13 protein-coding genes are annotated in these 18,057 nt (G+C 68.6%); 10 read left to right on the top strand and 3 right to left on the bottom strand.

All coding sequences use genetic code 11. The features are described 5' to 3' along the window. Window positions 1-173 precede the first annotated feature (173 nt). From smc to JF515_RS02635, 6 genes are all read left to right on the top strand, one after another. The gene (gene smc, locus JF515_RS02610) at window positions 174-3,680 is read left to right on the top strand and encodes a chromosome segregation protein SMC (RefSeq protein ID WP_203100725.1); all 3,507 of its coding nucleotides are present in this window, start codon (window positions 174-176) and stop codon (window positions 3,678-3,680) included. Window positions 3,681-3,741: 61 nt separating this feature from the next. Further along, window positions 3,742-4,767: a cell division protein ZipA gene (gene zipA / locus JF515_RS02615; protein ID WP_203100727.1), complete on the top strand. Its 1,026-nt coding sequence runs from the start codon at window positions 3,742-3,744 to the stop codon at window positions 4,765-4,767. Window positions 4,768-4,959: 192 nt separating this feature from the next. Next, complete coding sequence (ligA, locus tag JF515_RS02620) at window positions 4,960-7,302, top strand: NAD-dependent DNA ligase LigA (RefSeq protein WP_203100729.1); 2,343 nt, start codon at window positions 4,960-4,962, stop codon at window positions 7,300-7,302. 112 nt (window positions 7,303-7,414) lie between these two features. After that, a complete protein-coding gene (locus JF515_RS02625) occupies window positions 7,415-7,993 on the top strand; it encodes a hypothetical protein (RefSeq protein WP_203100731.1) in 579 nt (192 codons plus the stop codon). Window positions 7,994-8,005: 12 nt separating this feature from the next. Next, a complete protein-coding gene (locus tag JF515_RS02630) occupies window positions 8,006-8,434 on the top strand; it encodes a hypothetical protein (RefSeq protein WP_203100733.1) in 429 nt (142 codons plus the stop codon). Between the two features lie 13 nt (window positions 8,435-8,447). Next, the gene (locus JF515_RS02635) at window positions 8,448-8,687 is read left to right on the top strand and encodes a YheU family protein (RefSeq protein ID WP_410298432.1); all 240 of its coding nucleotides are present in this window, start codon (window positions 8,448-8,450) and stop codon (window positions 8,685-8,687) included. Between the two features lie 262 nt (window positions 8,688-8,949). On the opposite strand, the gene JF515_RS02640 is transcribed toward JF515_RS02635, so the two are convergent. Continuing rightward, complete coding sequence (locus JF515_RS02640) at window positions 8,950-9,342, bottom strand: MAPEG family protein (RefSeq protein WP_203100735.1); 393 nt, start codon at window positions 9,340-9,342, stop codon at window positions 8,950-8,952. Between the two features lie 12 nt (window positions 9,343-9,354). After that, the gene (gene mnmC / locus JF515_RS02645) at window positions 9,355-11,217 is read right to left on the bottom strand and encodes a bifunctional tRNA (5-methylaminomethyl-2-thiouridine)(34)-methyltransferase MnmD/FAD-dependent 5-carboxymethylaminomethyl-2-thiouridine(34) oxidoreductase MnmC (RefSeq protein WP_203100737.1); all 1,863 of its coding nucleotides are present in this window, start codon (window positions 11,215-11,217) and stop codon (window positions 9,355-9,357) included. A gap of 91 nt (window positions 11,218-11,308) precedes the next feature. Here mnmC and JF515_RS02650 point away from each other — a divergent pair, with 91 nt between their 5' ends. After that, on the top strand, window positions 11,309-12,187 hold the full coding sequence (locus JF515_RS02650; RefSeq protein ID WP_203100739.1) for an AEC family transporter: 879 nt from the start codon (window positions 11,309-11,311) through the stop codon (window positions 12,185-12,187). A 183-nt stretch (window positions 12,188-12,370) separates the two neighbouring features. Here the strand turns inward: JF515_RS02650 and JF515_RS02655 are convergent, their stop codons facing one another. Further along, window positions 12,371-12,994 carry a hypothetical protein gene (locus JF515_RS02655; RefSeq protein ID WP_203100741.1) on the bottom strand — a complete coding sequence of 208 codons (624 nt, stop codon included), beginning with the start codon at window positions 12,992-12,994 and terminating at the stop codon, window positions 12,371-12,373. A gap of 101 nt (window positions 12,995-13,095) precedes the next feature. On the opposite strand from JF515_RS02655, the gene JF515_RS02660 reads away from it, so the two are divergent. The 3 genes from JF515_RS02660 to JF515_RS02670 all read left to right on the top strand — a co-directional run bounded on the left by JF515_RS02660 (window position 13,096) and on the right by JF515_RS02670 (window position 18,057). After that, entirely contained in the window at window positions 13,096-15,621 is a 2,526-nt protein-coding gene (locus tag JF515_RS02660) for a hybrid sensor histidine kinase/response regulator (protein WP_203100742.1), read from the top strand. 79 nt (window positions 15,622-15,700) lie between these two features. Beyond that, window positions 15,701-17,083, top strand: coding sequence for a TolC family protein (locus JF515_RS02665; protein ID WP_203100743.1), 1,383 nt, complete (start codon window positions 15,701-15,703; stop codon window positions 17,081-17,083). Then, window positions 17,080-18,057 (top strand): HlyD family secretion protein, encoded by a 978-nt coding sequence (locus tag JF515_RS02670; RefSeq protein ID WP_203100744.1) that lies wholly within the window; start codon window positions 17,080-17,082, stop codon window positions 18,055-18,057. Before JF515_RS02665 ends, JF515_RS02670 begins: the two co-directional genes overlap by 4 nt.

An 18,057-nucleotide genomic window follows, 5' to 3' on the forward strand; every position in this document is an offset into this window, starting at 1 on the left:
CGGCGATCTCCACCCTGCGGAGCGGTTACCGCAAGCACACGTAAAAAGCCCCCGGGCCGGGTGAATTCAAGCCCTCTTGCCGCTAGACTAGTCTGCTTTAGATCGCTCACGGTCCCGCCGCCGGCGGGACCCTCGGCCCGAGTTGGAGCGGCGATGGCCGCGGTTCGCACCCTATGAGACTGAAAACCATCAAGCTGGCCGGCTTCAAGTCGTTCGTGGACCCCACGTCGGCCCTGTTTCCGGACAACCTGACCGCCGTGGTCGGGCCCAATGGCTGTGGCAAATCCAACATCATCGACGCGGTGCGCTGGGTGATGGGCGAATCCTCCGCCAAGCATCTGCGCGGCGAATCCATGGCCGATGTCATCTTCAACGGCTCCAACGCCCGCAAGCCGGTGGCCCAGGCCTCCATCGAGCTGGTGTTCGACAACTCCGACGCCACCGTCACCGGCGAGTACGGCAAGTTCAACGAAATCTCCGTGAAACGCCAGGTGACCCGGGACGGCCAGTCCAACTACTTCCTCAACGGCACCAAATGCCGCCGCAAGGACATCTCCGATATTTTCCTGGGCACCGGTCTGGGGCCGCGCAGCTACGCGATCATCGAGCAGGGCATGATTTCCCGCCTGATCGAGGCCAAGCCGGAGGAGCTGCGGGTTTATATCGAGGAAGCGGCGGGCATTTCCAAGTACAAGGCGCGCCGCCGCGAGACCGAGAACCGCATGCGCCGCACCCGCGAGAACCTGGAGCGGCTCACCGACATCCGCGATGAGCTGGAGCGCCAGCTCGAGCGCCTCAGCCGCCAGGCCGCCGCCGCCGAGAAGTACAAGCAGTACAAGGAAGAGGAGCGGCACAAGAGCGCCCAGCTCAAGGCGCTGCGCTGGAAGGGCCTGGACAACCAGGTCAAACAGCTGGATCAGGTGATCGGCGAGCTGGAAGTGGCCCTGGAGGCGCGCATCGCCGAGCAGCGCCACGCCGACGCCGAAATCGAGCAACTGCGTGAGAACCACAACGACGTCCAGGAAAGCTTCAACCAGGTGCAGCAGCGCTACTACGCCCTGGGCGCCGAGGTGGCGCGCCTGGAGCAGAGCATCCAGCACCAGCGCGAGCGGCGCCAGCAGCTTTACGAGGAGCTGGAGCAGGTGAGCGCCAGTTGGAAGGAGGCCGAGGCCCACCAGAGCGCCGACGCCGAGAAGCTGGCCCAACTGGACGAAAGCCTGGAGAACCTGGAGCCGGACCTGGAGCTGGCCCGCGAGCGCGAGGAAACCGCCGCCGAGGCCCTGGCCCTGGCCGAGGACGCCATGCAGGAGTGGCAGCAGGCCTGGGAAGCGTTCAATAACAAGGCCGGCGAGTCACGCCGCCAGGCGGAGGTGGAGCAGTCCCGCATCCAGCACCTGGAGAAATCCATCGAGCGTCTGGGCGACCGCCTGGAGCGTCTGGCCAAGGAACAGGAATCCCTGGATTCCGGGCCCCTGGCCCAGGAAATGCGCCAGCTCGAGGAGCAGGTGGCGGAGTTCCGCGAGCAGGGCGAGGAAAGCGAGTTGCGCGCCGAGAGCCTGCAGGAACGCATCAACCAGCTGCGCCGTGACAATGGCGAGCGTGGCCGTGAGCTGGACGAGGCCCGCGACCGCTTGCAGGCGGCCCGCAACCGTCACACTTCCCTGGAGGCCCTGCAGAAGGCGGCCATGGGCGACGACGGCGCGGTCAGCGACTGGCTGGAACGCCATGAACTGGACCGGCAGGCCCGTCTGGCGGACCGCATCCAGGTGGCCGAAGGCTGGGAAAAAGCCGTGGAAGCGGTGCTCGGCGATGCCCTGCAGGCGGTGGTCATCGACGGCCTAGACCGGGTCGGCGACTGGCTCGCCGATCTCACCCATGGCCGCGTCACCCTGATGGACGCCAACGCCGCCGGGCCCGCGGCTTCAGGGGCGCCCGCCGCCGACGCCCTGATCAATCACGTTACCGGCGATGTCCCCGAAGGCCTGCTCACCGGCGTGCACGCCGCCGACGATCTGGGCGCCGCGCTGGCCCTGCGTTCGCGCCTGGCCGCCGGCGAATCCGTGGTCACCCGGGACGGCATCTGGCTGGGCCCTGACTGGCTCAAGGTGATGCGCGAGCAGGACCAGGAAGCCGGCGTGCTGGAGCGCCGCCGCGAGCTGGAGGCTCTGGCCGGCACCATCGACGGCGCCGAGGCCCGGGTGGAGGAACTCAAGGCCGCCTTGGAAGAGGCCCGCGAGGCGATCGCCGAGCTGGAGGAAGAGCGCGAGGAAGTGCAGCGCCAGGCGGCCCGCCTGAATCGGGCGCTGGGTGAGGTGAACGCCCAGGTCAGCGCCCGCCAGGTGCGCCTGGAGCAGATCACCATGCGCCGCGAGCGCCTCGGCAACGAGATGGAGGAAGCCCGCGGCCAGCTCAGCCAGGAAGAACAACAGATCAAGGAGGCCCGCGCCGTGCTCCAGGAAGCCCTGGACGCCATGGAGCAGGACTCCGGCGAGCGCGAGGCGCTGCTGTCAAAACGCGACCAGGCCCGCGCCGCCCTCGACGATGCCCGCCAGCAGGCGCGCCAGCAACGGGACCTGGCCCACCAGTTGGCCATGGACGCCCAGGGCGCGCGCACCCAGGCGGATGCCCTGCGCCAGAACCTGGACCGTTTGTCCTCCCAGGTGGCGAGCCTCGGCGAGCGCAAGGCGCAGCTTGAGGACCAGGCCAGCGACGGCGGCGATCCGGGCCTGGAACTGCAGGAGCAGCTGGAGGAAAAACTGGAGCAGCGCCTGGAGTCCGAGCAGCAGCTCGCCGAGGCCCGCCGCCGCCTGGAGGACGTGGAGCACCGCATGCGCGACCTGGAAGGCCGGCGCGGCCAGCACGAACGCCAGGCCCAGGAAGTGCGCGATGCCATCAACGGCAAGCGCATGCAGTGGCAGGACCTGACCACCCGCCGCCAGACCGTGGCCGAACAGCTCGACGAGCAGCACTTCGACCTGAACACGATACTCGACAACCTGCCCGAGGAGGCGGACGAGAAAGCCTGGGCCGAGGAGCTGGAGCGCATCGGCCAGCGCATCGCCCGCCTGGGCCAGATCAATCTGGCGGCCATCGAGGAATACCAGCAGCAGTCCGAGCGCAAGCAGTACCTGGATCAGCAGAACGACGATCTGGAAGACGCGCTCAAGACCCTGGAAAACGCCATCCGCAAGATCGACCGGGAGACCCGCACCCGCTTCAAGGAGTACTTCGACCGCATCAACAAGGGGCTCCAGGAGCTGTTTCCCAAGGTTTTCGGCGGCGGCCACGCCTACCTGGAACTCACCGGCGAGGACCTGCTCGACACCGGCGTGGCGATCATGGCGCGGCCCCCCGGCAAGCGCAACAGCACCATTCACTTGCTGTCCGGGGGTGAAAAAGCGCTCACGGCGTTGTCCCTGGTATTCAGTATCTTCGAACTGAACCCGGCGCCGTTCTGTCTGCTTGATGAGGTGGACGCGCCCCTTGACGACGCCAACGTGGGGCGTTTCTGTAATCTGGTGTCGGAAATGGCGGAGCGGGTACAGTTTATCTACATCACGCACAACAAGATCGCCATGGAGATGGCGCACACCCTGATGGGCGTGACCATGCACGAGCCGGGCGTATCCCGCCTGGTATCCGTGGACGTGGACGAAGCCGCCGAAATGGCGGCCATGTAATGCGGGAACACATTGATCCGATGAATCTGGGCGACGCGAGCCAAGCTAAGGAAGAGGCAACATGGGCCTGAATCTGGAAACACTGATTGGCATCCTGGTCATTCTGATCCTCCTGATTCTCGCCGATGGCGTGCGACGCATGATCCGCGAGCGGCATGGCCGCCTGCGCATGCGCATCGACCGCCGTTTCGGCAAGGACAAGGGGCAGCAAAACGCGGACGACGAGGACGACTACCCCCATGACCTGGGCAAGCCCCGGGTCCGCCGCCGCGACCAGGCGTCCATCGACATGGACGGCGTCGACGACGACGGCGACGCCGCCGATCCGCCGATGATGATGGACCCGGCGGACGCGCCGACGGATTCGGGCGCCGCCCGCCGCGCCGAGCAGGGCACCTTGTTCGATGGTGAAGGCGAGGCCGAAGCGGAGCCGGCGCCCCGCGCCGCCGAACCGCCGCGCCGCGCGGCGTCCGAACCGCCGGCCCCGGAGCCCGAGCCCGAACCGGCCCCGGAGCCGCCCCGCGCCGCGGACGCGCCGCGAACCAACACCGGCGCCGACTCCGGTAGGAGCGGCTTTAGCCATGATACCGTCGAGGACGCCCCGGAGCCGCGCCGCGCGACCACGAACCGCGCGCCGGCCCAGGAAGCCCCGCCCCTGGAAGTGATCGTGTTCCACCTGATCGCGCGCCGCCCGGAACGCTTCGACGGCCAGGCCCTGCTTCGCATGCTGCTGGAAGGTGGCCTGCGCTACGGCGACATGCAGATCTTCCACCGCCACCGCGATACCCGCGCCGGCGAGCAGCTGGAATTCTCCGTGGCCAACGCGGTGGAGCCGGGCACCTTCGACATCGACACCATGGAAGACGAAGGCTTCGCCGGCATCACCTTCTTCATGAAACTGCCCGGCCCCGGCGAACCGCTGGCCTCCCTGGACCGCATGCTGGCCATCGGTCGGCGCCTGGCGGAAGAACTGGACGGCGAGCTCAAGGACGAACAGCACAGCGTGCTCACGCCGCAAACCATGGAACACCTGCGCCAGCGCGTGCAGGAATTCGAACGCCGCCAGCGCGTCTCCCACGGCGCCTGACCGACCGCCCACGGCAACACAGTAGGAGCGGCTGGGCGGCACCCCGCTTCAGCCGCGATAACGGCCTGGTCGGAACCCACCTGATCGTTATCGCGGCCCAAGCGCAGCGCCCGCCGGCCGCCCTGAACCGACTCCGTGCACAGCCCGACCCCGACACAATCCGGCACCCGTAACCCAAGGACCCGATTCCCTGTGACCTCGAAGAAAACCCCGGCCCCCGCCGACGAGATCCAACAACTGCGCACCACCCTCAACGACTGGTCCTACCGGTACTACACCCTGGACGACCCGTCCGTGCCGGACGCTGAATACGACCGTGCCTTCCGCCGCCTGCAGGAACTGGAACAGGCGCACCCGGAGTTGATCACCGACGATTCCCCCACCCAGCGGGTCGGCGACGCCCCCCTGGACGCTTTCGATGAAGTGCGCCACGCCGTGCCGATGCTGAGCCTGGGCAACGCCTTCAGCGACGATGAACTGCGCGATTTCGACCAGCGCGTGCGCGAACGCCTGGATGTGAGCGGGCCGGTGGATTACGTGGCCGAACCCAAGCTGGACGGTCTGGCGGTGTCCCTGGTCTACGAGAACGGTCGCCTGGTGCGTGGCGCCACCCGGGGTGACGGCGAAACCGGCGAGGACATCACCGCCAATGCGCGCACCATCGAATCGATCCCGCTGCGCCTGCGCGGCGACCATCCGCCCACGCTGCTGGAGGTGCGTGGCGAGGTGGTGATGCCGCACAGCGGCTTTCACGACCTCAACCGCCGCCAGGAAGAGGCCGGGCACAAGACCTTCGCCAACCCGCGCAACGCCGCCGCCGGCAGCCTGCGCCAGCTGGATTCCCGCATCACCGCCGAGCGCCCCCTGGAGTTCTACGCCTATTCGGTGGCGCGCCTGGAAGGCGAGCCCTGGCCGGACACCCACTCCGCCATGTTGGAGCGTCTGCGCGAGCTGAACCTGCGGGTCAACCCGGAGGTGAAGCGCTGCCAGGGCCTGGAGGCGCTGCTGGCCTTCTACAACGACATCCAGCAACGACGGGACCAGCTCGACTACGACATCGACGGCGTGGTCTACAAGGTGGATCGCTTCGACTGGCAACGGGATCTGGGCTTCGTCAGCCGCGCGCCGCGCTGGGCCATCGCCCACAAGTTCCCGGCCCAGGAAGAACTCACCGTGCTCAATGACGTGGACTGGCAGGTGGGCCGCACCGGCGCCCTGACCCCGGTGGCCAAGCTGGAGCCGGTGCAGGTGGGCGGCGTCACCGTCAGCAACGCCACCCTGCACAACATCGATGAAATCCGCCGCCTGGACATTCGCGTCGGCGACACCGTAGTGATCTACCGGGCCGGCGACGTGATCCCCAAGGTGGTCAGAACGGTGCCGGAACGGCGCCCCGACGATGCCCGCGAGATCCATCTGCCGAAACGCTGCCCGGTGTGCGACAGCGAGATACTGCGCGCCGACGACGGCGTGGTGGCGCGCTGCACCGGCGGCCTGATCTGCGGCGCCCAGCGCCGCCAGGCGATCAAACACTTCGCCTCGCGCCGGGCCATGGACATCGACGGCCTCGGCGACAAGCTGGTGGACGCTCTGGTGGACCAGGGCCTGGTCGACAACGTGGCCGATCTCTACAAGCTCAAGGCCGAGGACGTGGCCGAACTGGAGCGCATGGGCGAGAAGTCCGCCGCCAATCTGATGGCCGCTTTGGAAGCGTCCAAACGCAACAGCCTGAGTCGCTTCCTGTTCGCCCTGGGCATCCTGCAGATCGGCGAGGAAACCGCCAAGGCCCTGGCGGACTGCTTCGGTGACCTGGAAGCGATCCGCCACGCGCCATTGATGTTGTTCCTGCAAGTGCCGGACGTGGGCGGCGAGGTGGCCCGGGCCATCGCCGCCTTCTTCGCCGAGGAACACAACGAAACGGTCATCGACGAACTGCTTGCCGCCGGCGTTACCCCGGCCAGCGACGGCGTGCCGTCGCGCCGTTTCGTGGACAGCCTGACCCTGGCCGGCTTTCTGCGCGGCGCCAAGTTCCTGGGCATGCCGCTCAGCGGCGTCGGCGACAAGACCCTGGAGACCCTGGGCCGCCACTACCGCACGCTGGAGGCGCTGGTCCGGGCGGTGGAGGCCGGCGAGGACGACGCCGACACCGGCGTCAAGGCCGCTACCCTGGAGAAGCTGAAGGAAGGCCTGCGCGCCGATGATTGGCTGGCGCGCCTGCGGGCCGCCGAGGACTACGCCGCCGGCCTGGCCGCCAAGGCCCCCGCCGGCGACGCCGACGAGCGTCCCCTGGAAGGCCAGACCTGGGTGCTCACCGGTACCCTGAGCCGGCTTACCCGGAGCGACGCCAAGGCGCGCCTGGAAAGCCTGGGCGCCAAGGTGGCCGGCAGCGTCTCCAAGAACACCGCCCGGGTGGTGGCCGGCGAGGCCGCCGGCTCCAAGCTGGCCAAGGCGGAGAAGCTTGGCGTCGAGGTCATCGACGAGGACAGCTTCGTCCACTTCCTGGCCGGCCACGGCATCGCCTTGCCGGAACAATGAGCGCGGCCCAGGCAATCGCGGCTGAAGCCGCGCCGCCGCCACGCCCACCAGGATGGCGGCCCGCCGCCCCGCCGGTTACCATGTCGCCAAGCCGAAATCGTGAGGTCCTTTCATGCGCGTCCTGGTTCTGGCGCTGACGCTGCTGCTGCTCGGCGGCTGCGCCACCACCCCCACCCACATTGATGACGTCTGCGCGGTGTTCGATCAGAAGGGGGGCTGGTTCAACAACTGGTACAAGGCCGCCAAGCGCAGCGAAAAGGAATATGGCGTGCCGGTGGCGATCCTGATGGCCACCATCTACAAGGAATCCGGTTACCAGGCCCATGCCAAGCCACCGCGCACCAGACTGCTCGGCATCATCCCCTGGAAACGTCCCTCCAGCGCCTACGGTTACCCCCAGGCCCTGGACGGCACCTGGGCCTGGTACCAGCGCGAAACCGGCCACGGCGGCGCCAAGCGCGACGACTTCGGCGACGCGGTGGACTTCGTTGGCTGGTATCACTACCAGAGCCACGTGCGCAACGGCATCGCCCTCAACGACGCCTACCACCTGTACCTGGCCTACTACGCCGGCCACGGCGGCTACGCCCGGGGCGTCTGGAAAAACCGGTCCTACATGCAGCGCTCCGCCCGCCGCGCCCAGGACATGGCCAGCCGCTACGCGGTGCAGTTGGAGCGTTGCGGTCGATGAGCGGAGTCCGATTTGGATAACGAGTCGATTGTTTACGGCTGCATCAAACACCTGCCGTTCGGCGACGATCGGCAGCGCAAGGCCAGTTGCTTCCACAACCGCCGCGCGTTGCGCGAGCTGCCGGAGGCGGACGAGTGGCCGTTCCTCAGCCAGGACATGTTCGCCATCGCCGGCGACCCGGGCAGCGGCGCCGGCTTCCAGACCCAGGTGATCCACTTCGGTATGTCCTACCGCGCGGTGGAGTACGAATGGGAGCATTGGATCGCCAAGTTCGAACGGCTGCTCAAGCGCATGTACTGGGTCAGCGCCGTGGTGCACCTGGAAACCGAGCTGGCCGGCTTTCACACCTTCCTGTGGGACAGCGCCGACGATTACCACGAACCCTCGGACGAGCCGCTGCGAGTGCGCTGCGAATGGTCCCGGGAAGGCAACATGGTTTAAACGGATTGCGCTTATGAGCATGCCGATCATCGTGCCCTGGTCCGACATCGACCGCGCCACCCTGGACAACCTGATCGAGGAATTCGTCACCCGCGACGGCACCGATTACGGCGAGCAGGAAGTCGCCACCGCCACCAAGGTGGAGCAGGTGCGCGCGCAGCTGAAACGCGGCGAGGCCGCCGTGGTGTTCGACGAAGCCACCGAAACCGTCTCCGTCATGACCCGCGAGCAGCTCCGCGAGCTGGGCTTGTAGCGGCCTTCTGGCTTGGTTCTCCATCCGGGCCGCGTCTCGTCGTGGTCCCCCTTCCGGGAACGTCGTGAATCCATCCCTGGAGACTCCCGGTCAAACATCCTGTTTGACAGGGTCCCGGAAGGGGGACCACGACGAGACGCTACGAGGTAGCGTAGTAGGAGCGACTTTAGTCGCGATGAAGCGGGCACGGCGGTGATCGCGACTAAAGTCGCTCCTACGGTGCCAATCGATCATGGTAGGAGCGACCGGGCGGCGTTCCGCTTCAGTACGCCACAGCCACCACCAACAAATGGACGCTGGCGACCAGGAACACCGTCCAGGTGGCGATGATGCCGAGCTTGCGGAAATTGTTCACCTCGCTGCCCGGGCCGGTCATGCCCCAGGCATGAGTCACCCGCCCCAGCACCAGCAGCGCCCCATACAGATGCAGCGCCCAGGCGTTGGCGTTGTTGCCCTCCAGCAGCGCGATCAGGATCAGCGCCAGGGGAATGTATTCCACCGCGTTGCCATGGGCGCGCACCGCCCGGGTAATGCGTGTGTCGCCGCCGTCGCCCAGGGAAATCCCCCGACCGAAGCGGTAGCGCACCACGTTGAAAGCCAGGGCCAGGACCAACAGGCCGCACAGGGCGGCGTACAGGGCGGTGATCGGAAACATGGGCGAACCTCGTTATCGTTTTTTTCGTTGTCGTTTCAGGAATCTGACCGGGTCCAGGGCGTCCAGCAATGGCCGGTCCGCCGGTGGCGGCGCGTCGCTGATGCGGTCCGCCAGGATCTCCGCGCACAGCGGCGTGCCGGTGATGCCCCGGCTGCCGTGGGCGATGCTCAGCCACAGGCCGGGCAGGGCGGCCAGGTCGTCACTGGCCGGGTCCGGCAACGGGCCGGCCAGGGGCAGAAAGTCGGTGCTCTGACAGCGCAGGCCCACCCGCCGATCCACCACCCGGATGCCGTCGCCGCCCAGCTCCGCCCAGTAGTCCGGCAGGTGGTGGCGCAGTTGCGCCAGGTTGGCGTCGTCGTCCTGGTCCCGGGGCGCCGGGTCCGGGTCGTGCAGATCGAAGGTGGCGCCCACGCAGTGCAGGCCGTCCAGGGCCGGAGTCAGGTAGCCGCCATGGCAGCGGGCCCGCTCCCAGGCGGCGCTGGCTTCGGTGGCCGCGCAGTAGCTCACCTGGCCGCGAATCAGCTTGAGCGGCAGCCAGTCCAGGGTGGCGCCGTCCACGCTCATGTCCCGGGCGGCGCCGGCGGTGGCGATCACTATCGCGTCGGCGTCCACCTGCTCGCCGTCGTCCAGGGTGGCCCGGGCCGGGGTGCCGCTGGCCAGGGCGGTGACGGCGGCCCGCCGTACCCGGATCGCCGGGTGGTCGAGCAGGGCGTGGCACCAGGCCGGCGGGTTCAGATAGCCGCCGCCGCGCAATTCGGCGCGGTCGTCACCGGCCAGCAGCAGCGAGTCCGGCCAGGCGCCGCTGTCGGCGGCGGCGCGGATCTTGGCGCGCTGCTTGTCGTCCACATAGTGCTGGATCACCCCGTTCAGGGCGCCCTGGCCGTCCGCCGGGAAGCGGTGCCGGGCCAGCCAGCGCAGGGCATGGCCATAGCTGAGCTGGTAGAAACGATTCTGGGCGGTGAGGTGCGGGCTGGGGGTGCTGTAGACCACCCCGGCATGATTGCCGGAGGCCGCCGTGGCGATGCCCGCCGGGTCCACCACGGTGACCCGCCAGCCGCGCTCCGCCAGCGCCCGGGCGGCGGTGGCCCCGGCCAGGCCGGCGCCGACCACCAGCGCCTCGCCACGGCGCTGACGTCCGGGCCGCCAGGCCGCCGGGTCGGCACCGAAGGTGCCCACCACCATGTGCCGCTTGTGGCCGAAGCCGTCGATGCGTTCGACCTGGAAGCCGGCCTCCGCCAGCCCACGGCGCACCGGGCCGGCGGCGGTGAAGGTGGCCAGGGTGGCGCCGGGCCGGCTGTGGGCGGCGAGCTGCTCGAACAGAGCCGGTTGCCACATGGCCGGGTTGCGCGCCGGCGCGAAGCCATCCAGGAACCAGGCGTCCACCCGCGCCGGGCACAGCCGCCAGAGAGCCTCCGCGTCGCCGAACATCAGCGTCAGGCCGATGTTGTCCGCCAGGGTCAGGCGGTGGTAACCCGGCGAGGCCGGTGGGTACTGGGCCAGTAATTCGGTCGCCGGGGCGCCCAGGTCCGGCCAGTGGGCCAGAGCCCGGGCCAGGTCATCGGCCCGCAGCGGGTGCTTCTCCACCGAGAACAGTTCCAGCCGCGCGCCGGCCGGGGCCTGTTCGGCGAACAGGCGCGCCGCCAGCAGTATGTTCAGGCCGGTGCCGAAACCGGTCTCGCCGATCACGAAGCGGTCGCCATCGGCGAGGGCGGCGAAGCGCCGCGCCAGGCGGTTGCCGTCCAGGAACACATAGTGGCTTTCAGCGCGGCCGTCCTGGCGGGAGAAGTAGGGGTCGTCGAAGTCCCGGGCCACCGGCGTGTGCTCCTGCCAGTGCAATTGGGCGGGTTGGATCGGGGCGAAATCGCCGTTGGACATGTGGGAGCCGGCTCCTCAGACTACGCCGTTTGAATCGGGCCGCTTGAATCGGGATGCGCCCGGCGTCGCGCGCCGGGGCGAGGATAATATCATGATCGCTAAAATCTGGGCGGTGATGGCGCCGGTGCTGGCCTGCGCTGGCGTGGGCCTGTTCTGGGGCCGCACCGGCCGGCCTTTCGACACCCGCATGGTCACCGGCCTGGTCACCACCGTGGCGACCCCCTGCCTGATCGTCGCTACCCTGGGCAAAAGCGACCTGGACCTGGCCGCCCTGGCGCGCATCACCGGTCTGTTCCTGGCGGTGCTCACCCTCACCGGACTGGTGGCCTGGCTGGTGCTGCATCTGTGCGGACGACCGCTGCGCGTGTTCCTGCCCTCGATGATGTTCCCCAACACCGGCAATATGGGCCTGCCATTGTCGATGCTGGCGTTCGATGAGCACGGTCTGGCGCTGGCCCTGGCCTGGATGATGCTCACCTCGGTGGTGCAGTTCTCCTTCGGGCTGGCGGTGGTCAGCGGCCAGGGGCTGTCCTGGAAGCTGTTCCGTCATCCGATTCTGGTATCGGTGGTGATCGCCGTGGTCATGGTGCTGTTCCGGGTGCGGTTGCCGGAATGGCTGTTCAACAGCGTCCATTTGATCGGCAATCTGACTATCCCGCTGATGTTGATCACCCTGGGCGTGTCGCTGTCCCAGTTGCGGGTGCGCCATCTCGGCCCCGGCGCCGGTTTCGCCGTGCTGCGGTTGGTGCTTGGTTTTACCGCCGCCTGGCTGGTGTGCGAGCTGGCCGGCGTGGAGGGGGTGTTGAGAGGCGTGATCCTGATCCAGTCCACCATGCCGGTGGCGGTGTTCAACTACCTGCTGGCGCAGACCTACCGGCAGGGGCCGGAGGAGGTGGCGGCCATGGTGGTGTTCTCCACCGTGCTGTCCTTCCTGACCCTGCCGCTCCTTCTTGCCGTGGCCTTGCCGTAATCCTCCTCCAAAAACCGCCGGCGCGGCTTACCCCGGAGCGGAGCGGCGTGGCCCCCTTTCCGGGACCCTGTTTGACAGGATGTCAAACCGGGAGCCCCCAGGGACGGGTTCACGGCGTTCCCGGAAAGGGGGCCACGCCGCTCCGCGCCCCGGATAGAGAACCCAACCCGGAATTCGCCACGATCACGGCTCGAACGCCCGAAACTCGGCCAGCGCCCGCTTGCTCAGCCGCAACAGCGCCGTGGTGTCCGCCTCCCGGCTGGCCGCCTCGATGCGGATGAAGCGGTCGCCGTCCACGGTCAGCAGCAGGGTTTCGTAAAGAGGCCGGCGGTTTGGCCGATTGATCAGGTAGGCGCCGCTGGCGGTGACATGCCCCTCCAGGTCGAACAGCCGTTCCCGCACCACGCGTAACGACAGATCGTCGCTGTTGTAGACCCGATTGACGCGTTGCTGGCGCAACTGGCCGTAATGTCCGGAGACAAGGCGGGTGGCGTCCAGATCCTGCCAGCCTTCGGGCAGGCCATAGAGGGTCAGGGTGAGGCGCCGGTTCGGATCGCCGTACACCCAGCGGCGCCAGCCCTGGTCGTCGTTGCTGATCTCACCGTCGCGGTCCAGGCCGGCGAGGCGCGGCGGTGCCTGGGCCGCCGCCAGCCAGACGGGCATCGCCGCCGGCGCCGGAGGAGTGCGGTCCACGGCGTCGCGGGCGCGCAATTCGGGTATGGTGGCGGTAGGTGGCGGGCTGGCGCAGCCGCCAGCCAGTACAACAATCAATAATGCCGGCAGGATCTGGACACCCCGGAGATACATGAACACCATCCTGTCACGCGGTCTTCGTTAGTCTGGCGCTTTCGGTGTGAACATCGCAAGCCCCGCTGACCCCGCGCGCGACCAGGGAGGACGCAGGTGTGATGAAGCAACGACGGTTTCCCGCGGTGTTGCTGCTGGTGGCACTGGTGACGGTGCCGTTCGTGGTGATGGCCACGCTGTTATATCAGTACCGCCTGGAACTGCACGATCGTCATCATGAGGTGCAGGCGGATCTGTTGGTGTTCGCCGCCGGCCTGCGCGCCAGCGAACCCCTGGAGCAGAGCCGGGATCTGGCGGCGGCGGCGGCGGTGAGCACGTCCGAGGAGCTGGCGGCCCGCTATCAGGCCGCCGTGGCCGAGGCCGATCAGCGCCTTGATAGCTATCGGCTGGCGATGGAAAACGAGGGCACTCCGGACCTGGCCAACATCGTCGCCGGGGTGGAGAGGGCCTGGCGGGCCATGGAGGCGGGTGCCGCCGTGGGGGGCGTGTTGGCGCCCTTCCGGGCTCTGGATCAGATCGATGGTCGCCTGCACGCTTCCCTGGCGGCGGTGCTGTATCTGTCGCACCTGTCGGACAGCCGCCTGGCCAGCCCCGGCCGCGCGCTGGTGCTGCCCCTCAATGGCCTGCGCGAGGTGCGCCGCCACCTCGGCGTGGTGCGCGCGCTGCTGCTGTATGGCGGCACCACCGGTAATACCCTGGACCCGTTATCCCTCTATCAATTCCACAGGGCCCGTGAGCAGTTGAAAGAGGCCATGGCCGATGTGGACCAGCAACTGGCCGCCCCGGACGGCCCGGAAATGGCCGTGCTGCAGCGTCGCTGGAATCAGGTCCGGGACGACCTGAACGATTACCTGCGCTGGAGCAGCGAGGCGGTGGACCTGTCTGGCGATCTGTCGATGTCCTGGCGCGAGGGTCTGGCCCGGGCCGATGGCCCACTGGCCGGCCTGCGGGCGCTGGCGCGTACCTCGGTGGACATGGCCGGCGCCCTGGCCCGCAACGGCCACGATCGGGTGGTGCGCGACACCGCCTGGATGCTGGCCGGCCTGGCCCTTGCCTACGCCCTGGTGCTGGCGGCCAGCCTGCTGTTCCTGCGCATCACCGCCCGGGCGGTGCGGGGCAACGCCGAGGTGCGTGCCAAGAGCCAGTTCCTGGCGCGCATGAGCCATGAAATCCGCACCCCCCTCAATGGTGTGCTGGGGCTGGCGGAACTGTTGCGCGAAACCGATCCCTCGCCCCGCCAGCAGGACTACATCGCCCTGATCGAGAACGCCGGGCGAACCCTCAATACCCTGGTCAACGACGTGCTCGATTACGCCAAGCTGGAGGCGGGCAAGCTGGAGCTGGATATCGGTGAATTCGATCCCGCCGCCCTGGTGATTGAGTGTGCCCACATGTTCAGCCTGCCGGCCAGCGACAACGGTGACCTGGTGCTGGTGGACGTGGACCCGGCCTTGCCGGCCCGGGTGCGTGGTGACGCCACCCGCCTGCGCCAGGTGCTTATCAACCTGATCGCCAACGCGGTGAAGTTCACCCGCCACGGCTGGGTGCGGGTACGCGCCCGCTGTGAACGGGCCGGCCAGCACGATGTGATCCTGTCGTTTTCGGTGGCCGACAGCGGCCTGGGCATGAGCCGCGAGGAGCAGCGCCGCCTGTTCCAGCACTTCAGTCAGGCGTCCGCGTCGGTGGCGCGGCGTTTCGGTGGCACCGGCCTGGGGCTGTCCATCAGCCAGGAGCTGGTGCGTCTGATGGGCGGCGAGATCCAGTTGCGCAGTGCTCCGGGGCAGGGCGCCCGTTTCCACTTCGCGCTCACCGTACCGGTGGCCGCGCCGCCGGTGCCGATGCCCGAGCCGCCCCGGGAGCCGGCCTTGATCTGGGACCAGGTCGGCAATCTCAAGGGCCTGATCGACGGCGACCGGCGTTTCGCCCACGTGCGCGTGGTCACCGATCAGGAGGGCGCCCGTGCCGCCCTGGCCGAAGCGGACGCCACCCACCTGCTGGTCAACGGCGTCACCGATGGCGTGTTGCTCGACCAGGGACTGCGCCCGGCCCGCCAGCGCAACGCCGGTTTCCGGCCACTGTTGTTGTGTGGCATGCGCGAAAGCGGCGAGGTGGTGATGCGCGATGACATCACCCTGGTGCGCCGCTCGGTCCTCACCGTCATGGAGCTGCTGCAACTGCTCAGCGACAGTGGCCCGGGCCAGGTGCCTCTGCTGTCCCGGCGCGAGCCGGAGGACGACCGCGCCGGGCTGCGCGTGCTGGTGGCCGAGGACAACCCGGTCAACCAGATGGTCACCCGGGGCTACCTGGAGCGGCTTGGTGTACCGGCACCGGTGCTCAGCGACGACGGCCAGCGGGCCCTGGCCGAATTCACCGCCGGCGGCGGTGCCTACCGGCTGGTGCTGATGGATCTGGACATGCCGGTCATGGACGGTTTCGAGAGTGCCCGGCGCATGCGCCGCCTGGAGCGGGACAACGGCTGGCGGCCCGCGGTGATCCTGGCGCTCAGCGCCCATGTCATGCCCGAGTACGCCGAGCGCATCCAGGAGGTGGGCATGGACGGGCAATTGATCAAGCCGCTCACACTGAGCGCCTTGCAGGCTGCGCTGCATCAATATCTGACCGCCTGATCCGGGAACCGGTAATCACCCGGTGTTATTATGTTTCCTTCCATCGAGCCGGTTTCGGGGTGGGGCAGGGAGAGTGAGTATGTGGAGGCTTCTGGCGGTGCTGTTAATGGGCGCCGCCACCATGGGCGCCGGGGCGGCGCCCTTGACGTTCGAGCAGGCCTGGGGCCGTCTCCTCGCCGAGGACGACAACCTGGCCGCCGGTGCCGCCGCCGAGGACAGCGCCCGGGCCCTGGCCGATTCCGCCCGCGCCCTGTTGCTGCCCCAGGTGGAATTGCTGGGCACCTATACCCGCCTGGACCGTCGACCGGAACTCAATGTGCTGGATCTGGAGCCGCTGGACAGCCTCGCCGGCACCAGTGCCGGCCAGTTGCTGGTGCAGTTGCTGGGCGGCCCGGACGTGTTCAGCACGCCGCTCACCGACGATCGCGACATCGCCCGTTCCTCGCTGCTGGCGTTCTGGCCGCTGTACACCGGCGGGCGCGTGCACGGCCAGCGCCGTCTGTTGGAGCTGGGCCGCGACGAAGCCGGCGCCCTGCGCGAGGAGCTGCGGCGCGCCCGCTTCCTGGAGCTGGTCGGCGCCTATTTCGGGCTGGTCACCGCCGAGCACCTGGTGGCCACCCGCCAGGCCGCCGCCGACACCCTGGCCGGCCACCTGGAGGCCGCCCGCCGGCTCGAGGAGCACGCCCAGATCGCCCGCGTCGAGCGCCTGGCCGCCCAGGCCGCCTACGACCAGGCGCGCATCGATCTGGCCTCGGCCCGGGAAAAACGGGACATCACCCGCCTGGCCCTGACCCGTCTGGTGCACGCGCAAACGCCGGTGACTCCCGCCTCGCCACTGTTCGTCCACCCACTGCCCGAGGACGACGCGCTCGAGCAACGCCTGGAGGATCACCCCGGCCTCAGGCTGCTGGCCCTCAAGGAGCAGGGCGCCCGCGCCCGGGGCGACATGGCCCGGGGACTGTTCCACCCCAACCTGTTTCTGTACGGCAGCTACAACCTACACGAGGATGATGCCCTGATCAGTGAGCTGACCCCGGACTGGATGGTGGGCGTGGGTGTGCGTTTCGCCTTGCTCGACCGGGCCGGTCGTGGCGGCAAGGTGCGCGCCGCCGAGGCCGCCGTGGAGCGGGTACGGCGGTTGCGCGCCGGCGCCCGCCGGGAGCTGGCGGTGATGCTGGAAAGCCAGTACCGGGAGGCACGCCGTGCCCTGAACGAATACCGCACCCTGGCCAGCCAGATCGAGCTGGGCGAGGAAAATCTGCACCTGCGCCAGCGCGCCTTCGAGGAAGGGCTGGGCCGTTCGCTGGACGTGGTGGACGCGCAAACGGCGCTGTCCGCGGCGCGCACCCACCGCCAGGCGGCGGCGTTCCGCTACGTGGTGGCGCTGGCCCAGGTGATGGCGCTCACCGGCCAGGTGCGGCGCTTTATCGACTATCAGGAACAAGGGGAACAGACACCATGAAAGCGCGCGCCGTTTTGATCGCCCTGGTGGCCGTGGTGGCGGTGGCGCTGCTGGCGACCGCCTTCTGGAACGCTTATCGCCCGCGCACGCCGCTGCTGCAGGGCCAGGTGGAAGCCCGCCAGTACCTGGTCTCCTCCAAGGTGCCCGGGCGCCTGGCCGAAACCCTGGTGCGCAAGGGCGACCGGGTGGCGAAGGGCGACCCGGTGTTCACCATCGACAGCCCGGAATTGGAGCAGAAACTGGCCCAGGTGGACGCCCTGGACCGCATATCCTCCGCCCTGATCAGCGCCGTGGAAGGCGGCACCCGGGAAGAGAAGATCCAGGCCGCGCGCAGCGAATTCGAGAAGGCCAAGGTGGCCGAACAGCTCGCCGAGACCACCTACCGGCGCGTGCGCGCCCTGGCCGACGAGGGCGTGGTGGCGCGTCAGAAGCTCGACGAAGCCTATACCGCCTGGCAGGTGGCGGTGAAAACCCGGGTCACCGCCGGCCAGGTGCTGAAGCTGGCGGAGGCGGGGCCGCGCTCCGAGGCCCGCGACGCCAGCACCGCCACCGGCGATGTCACCGCCAGCCTGCGCCAGGAAGTCCAGGAACTGCTCGACGACGCCCGCGTCACCGCTCCCCATGCCGGCGAAGTGGACGACGTTGCCCTGCAACCCGGCGAACTGGTGCCCCAGGGCTTCCCGGTGGTGACCCTCACCGATCTGGACGACGCCTGGGCGGTGTTCAACGTGCGTGAAGATCACCTGGCCCGGTTCCAGCCCGGGGAGGTGTTCACCCTCTCGATACCGGCTCTGGACCGGGAGGCGGAATTTCAGGTTTCCCATCTGGCCGCCCGGGGTGATTACGCCACCTGGCGGGCCACCGGCGCCGGCCAGGACTACGACCTGCGCACCTTCGAGGTGGAGTTGCGTCCCAGGACCCCGGTGGATGGCCTGCGCCCCGGCATGAGCGTGCTGCTGGAGGCGGAGCCCTGA

This window comes from Alloalcanivorax marinus (genome assembly GCF_016785095.1).
GTDB lineage: Bacteria > Pseudomonadota > Gammaproteobacteria > Pseudomonadales > Alcanivoracaceae > Alloalcanivorax > Alloalcanivorax marinus_A.

Bases quoted from the DNA above. Each gene is read 5' to 3' on its own strand.
- JF515_RS02670 (WP_203100744.1), top strand. From the start codon at position 17,080: ATGAAAGCGCGCGCCGTTTTGATCGCCCTGGTGGCCGTGGTGGCGGTG.
- JF515_RS02635 (WP_410298432.1), top strand. From the start codon at position 8,448: ATGAGCATGCCGATCATCGTGCCCTGGTCCGACATCGACCGCGCCACC.
- JF515_RS02625 (WP_203100731.1), top strand. From the start codon at position 7,415: ATGCGCGTCCTGGTTCTGGCGCTGACGCTGCTGCTGCTCGGCGGCTGC.
- JF515_RS02660 (WP_203100742.1), top strand. From the start codon at position 13,096: ATGAAGCAACGACGGTTTCCCGCGGTGTTGCTGCTGGTGGCACTGGTG.
- mnmC (WP_203100737.1), bottom strand. From the start codon at position 11,217: ATGTCCAACGGCGATTTCGCCCCGATCCAACCCGCCCAATTGCACTGG.
- zipA (WP_203100727.1), top strand. From the start codon at position 3,742: ATGGGCCTGAATCTGGAAACACTGATTGGCATCCTGGTCATTCTGATC.
- JF515_RS02665 (WP_203100743.1), top strand. From the start codon at position 15,701: ATGTGGAGGCTTCTGGCGGTGCTGTTAATGGGCGCCGCCACCATGGGC.
- JF515_RS02655 (WP_203100741.1), bottom strand. From the start codon at position 12,994: ATGTATCTCCGGGGTGTCCAGATCCTGCCGGCATTATTGATTGTTGTA.
- JF515_RS02640 (WP_203100735.1), bottom strand. From the start codon at position 9,342: ATGTTTCCGATCACCGCCCTGTACGCCGCCCTGTGCGGCCTGTTGGTC.
- JF515_RS02650 (WP_203100739.1), top strand. From the start codon at position 11,309: ATGATCGCTAAAATCTGGGCGGTGATGGCGCCGGTGCTGGCCTGCGCT.
- smc (WP_203100725.1), top strand. From the start codon at position 174: ATGAGACTGAAAACCATCAAGCTGGCCGGCTTCAAGTCGTTCGTGGAC.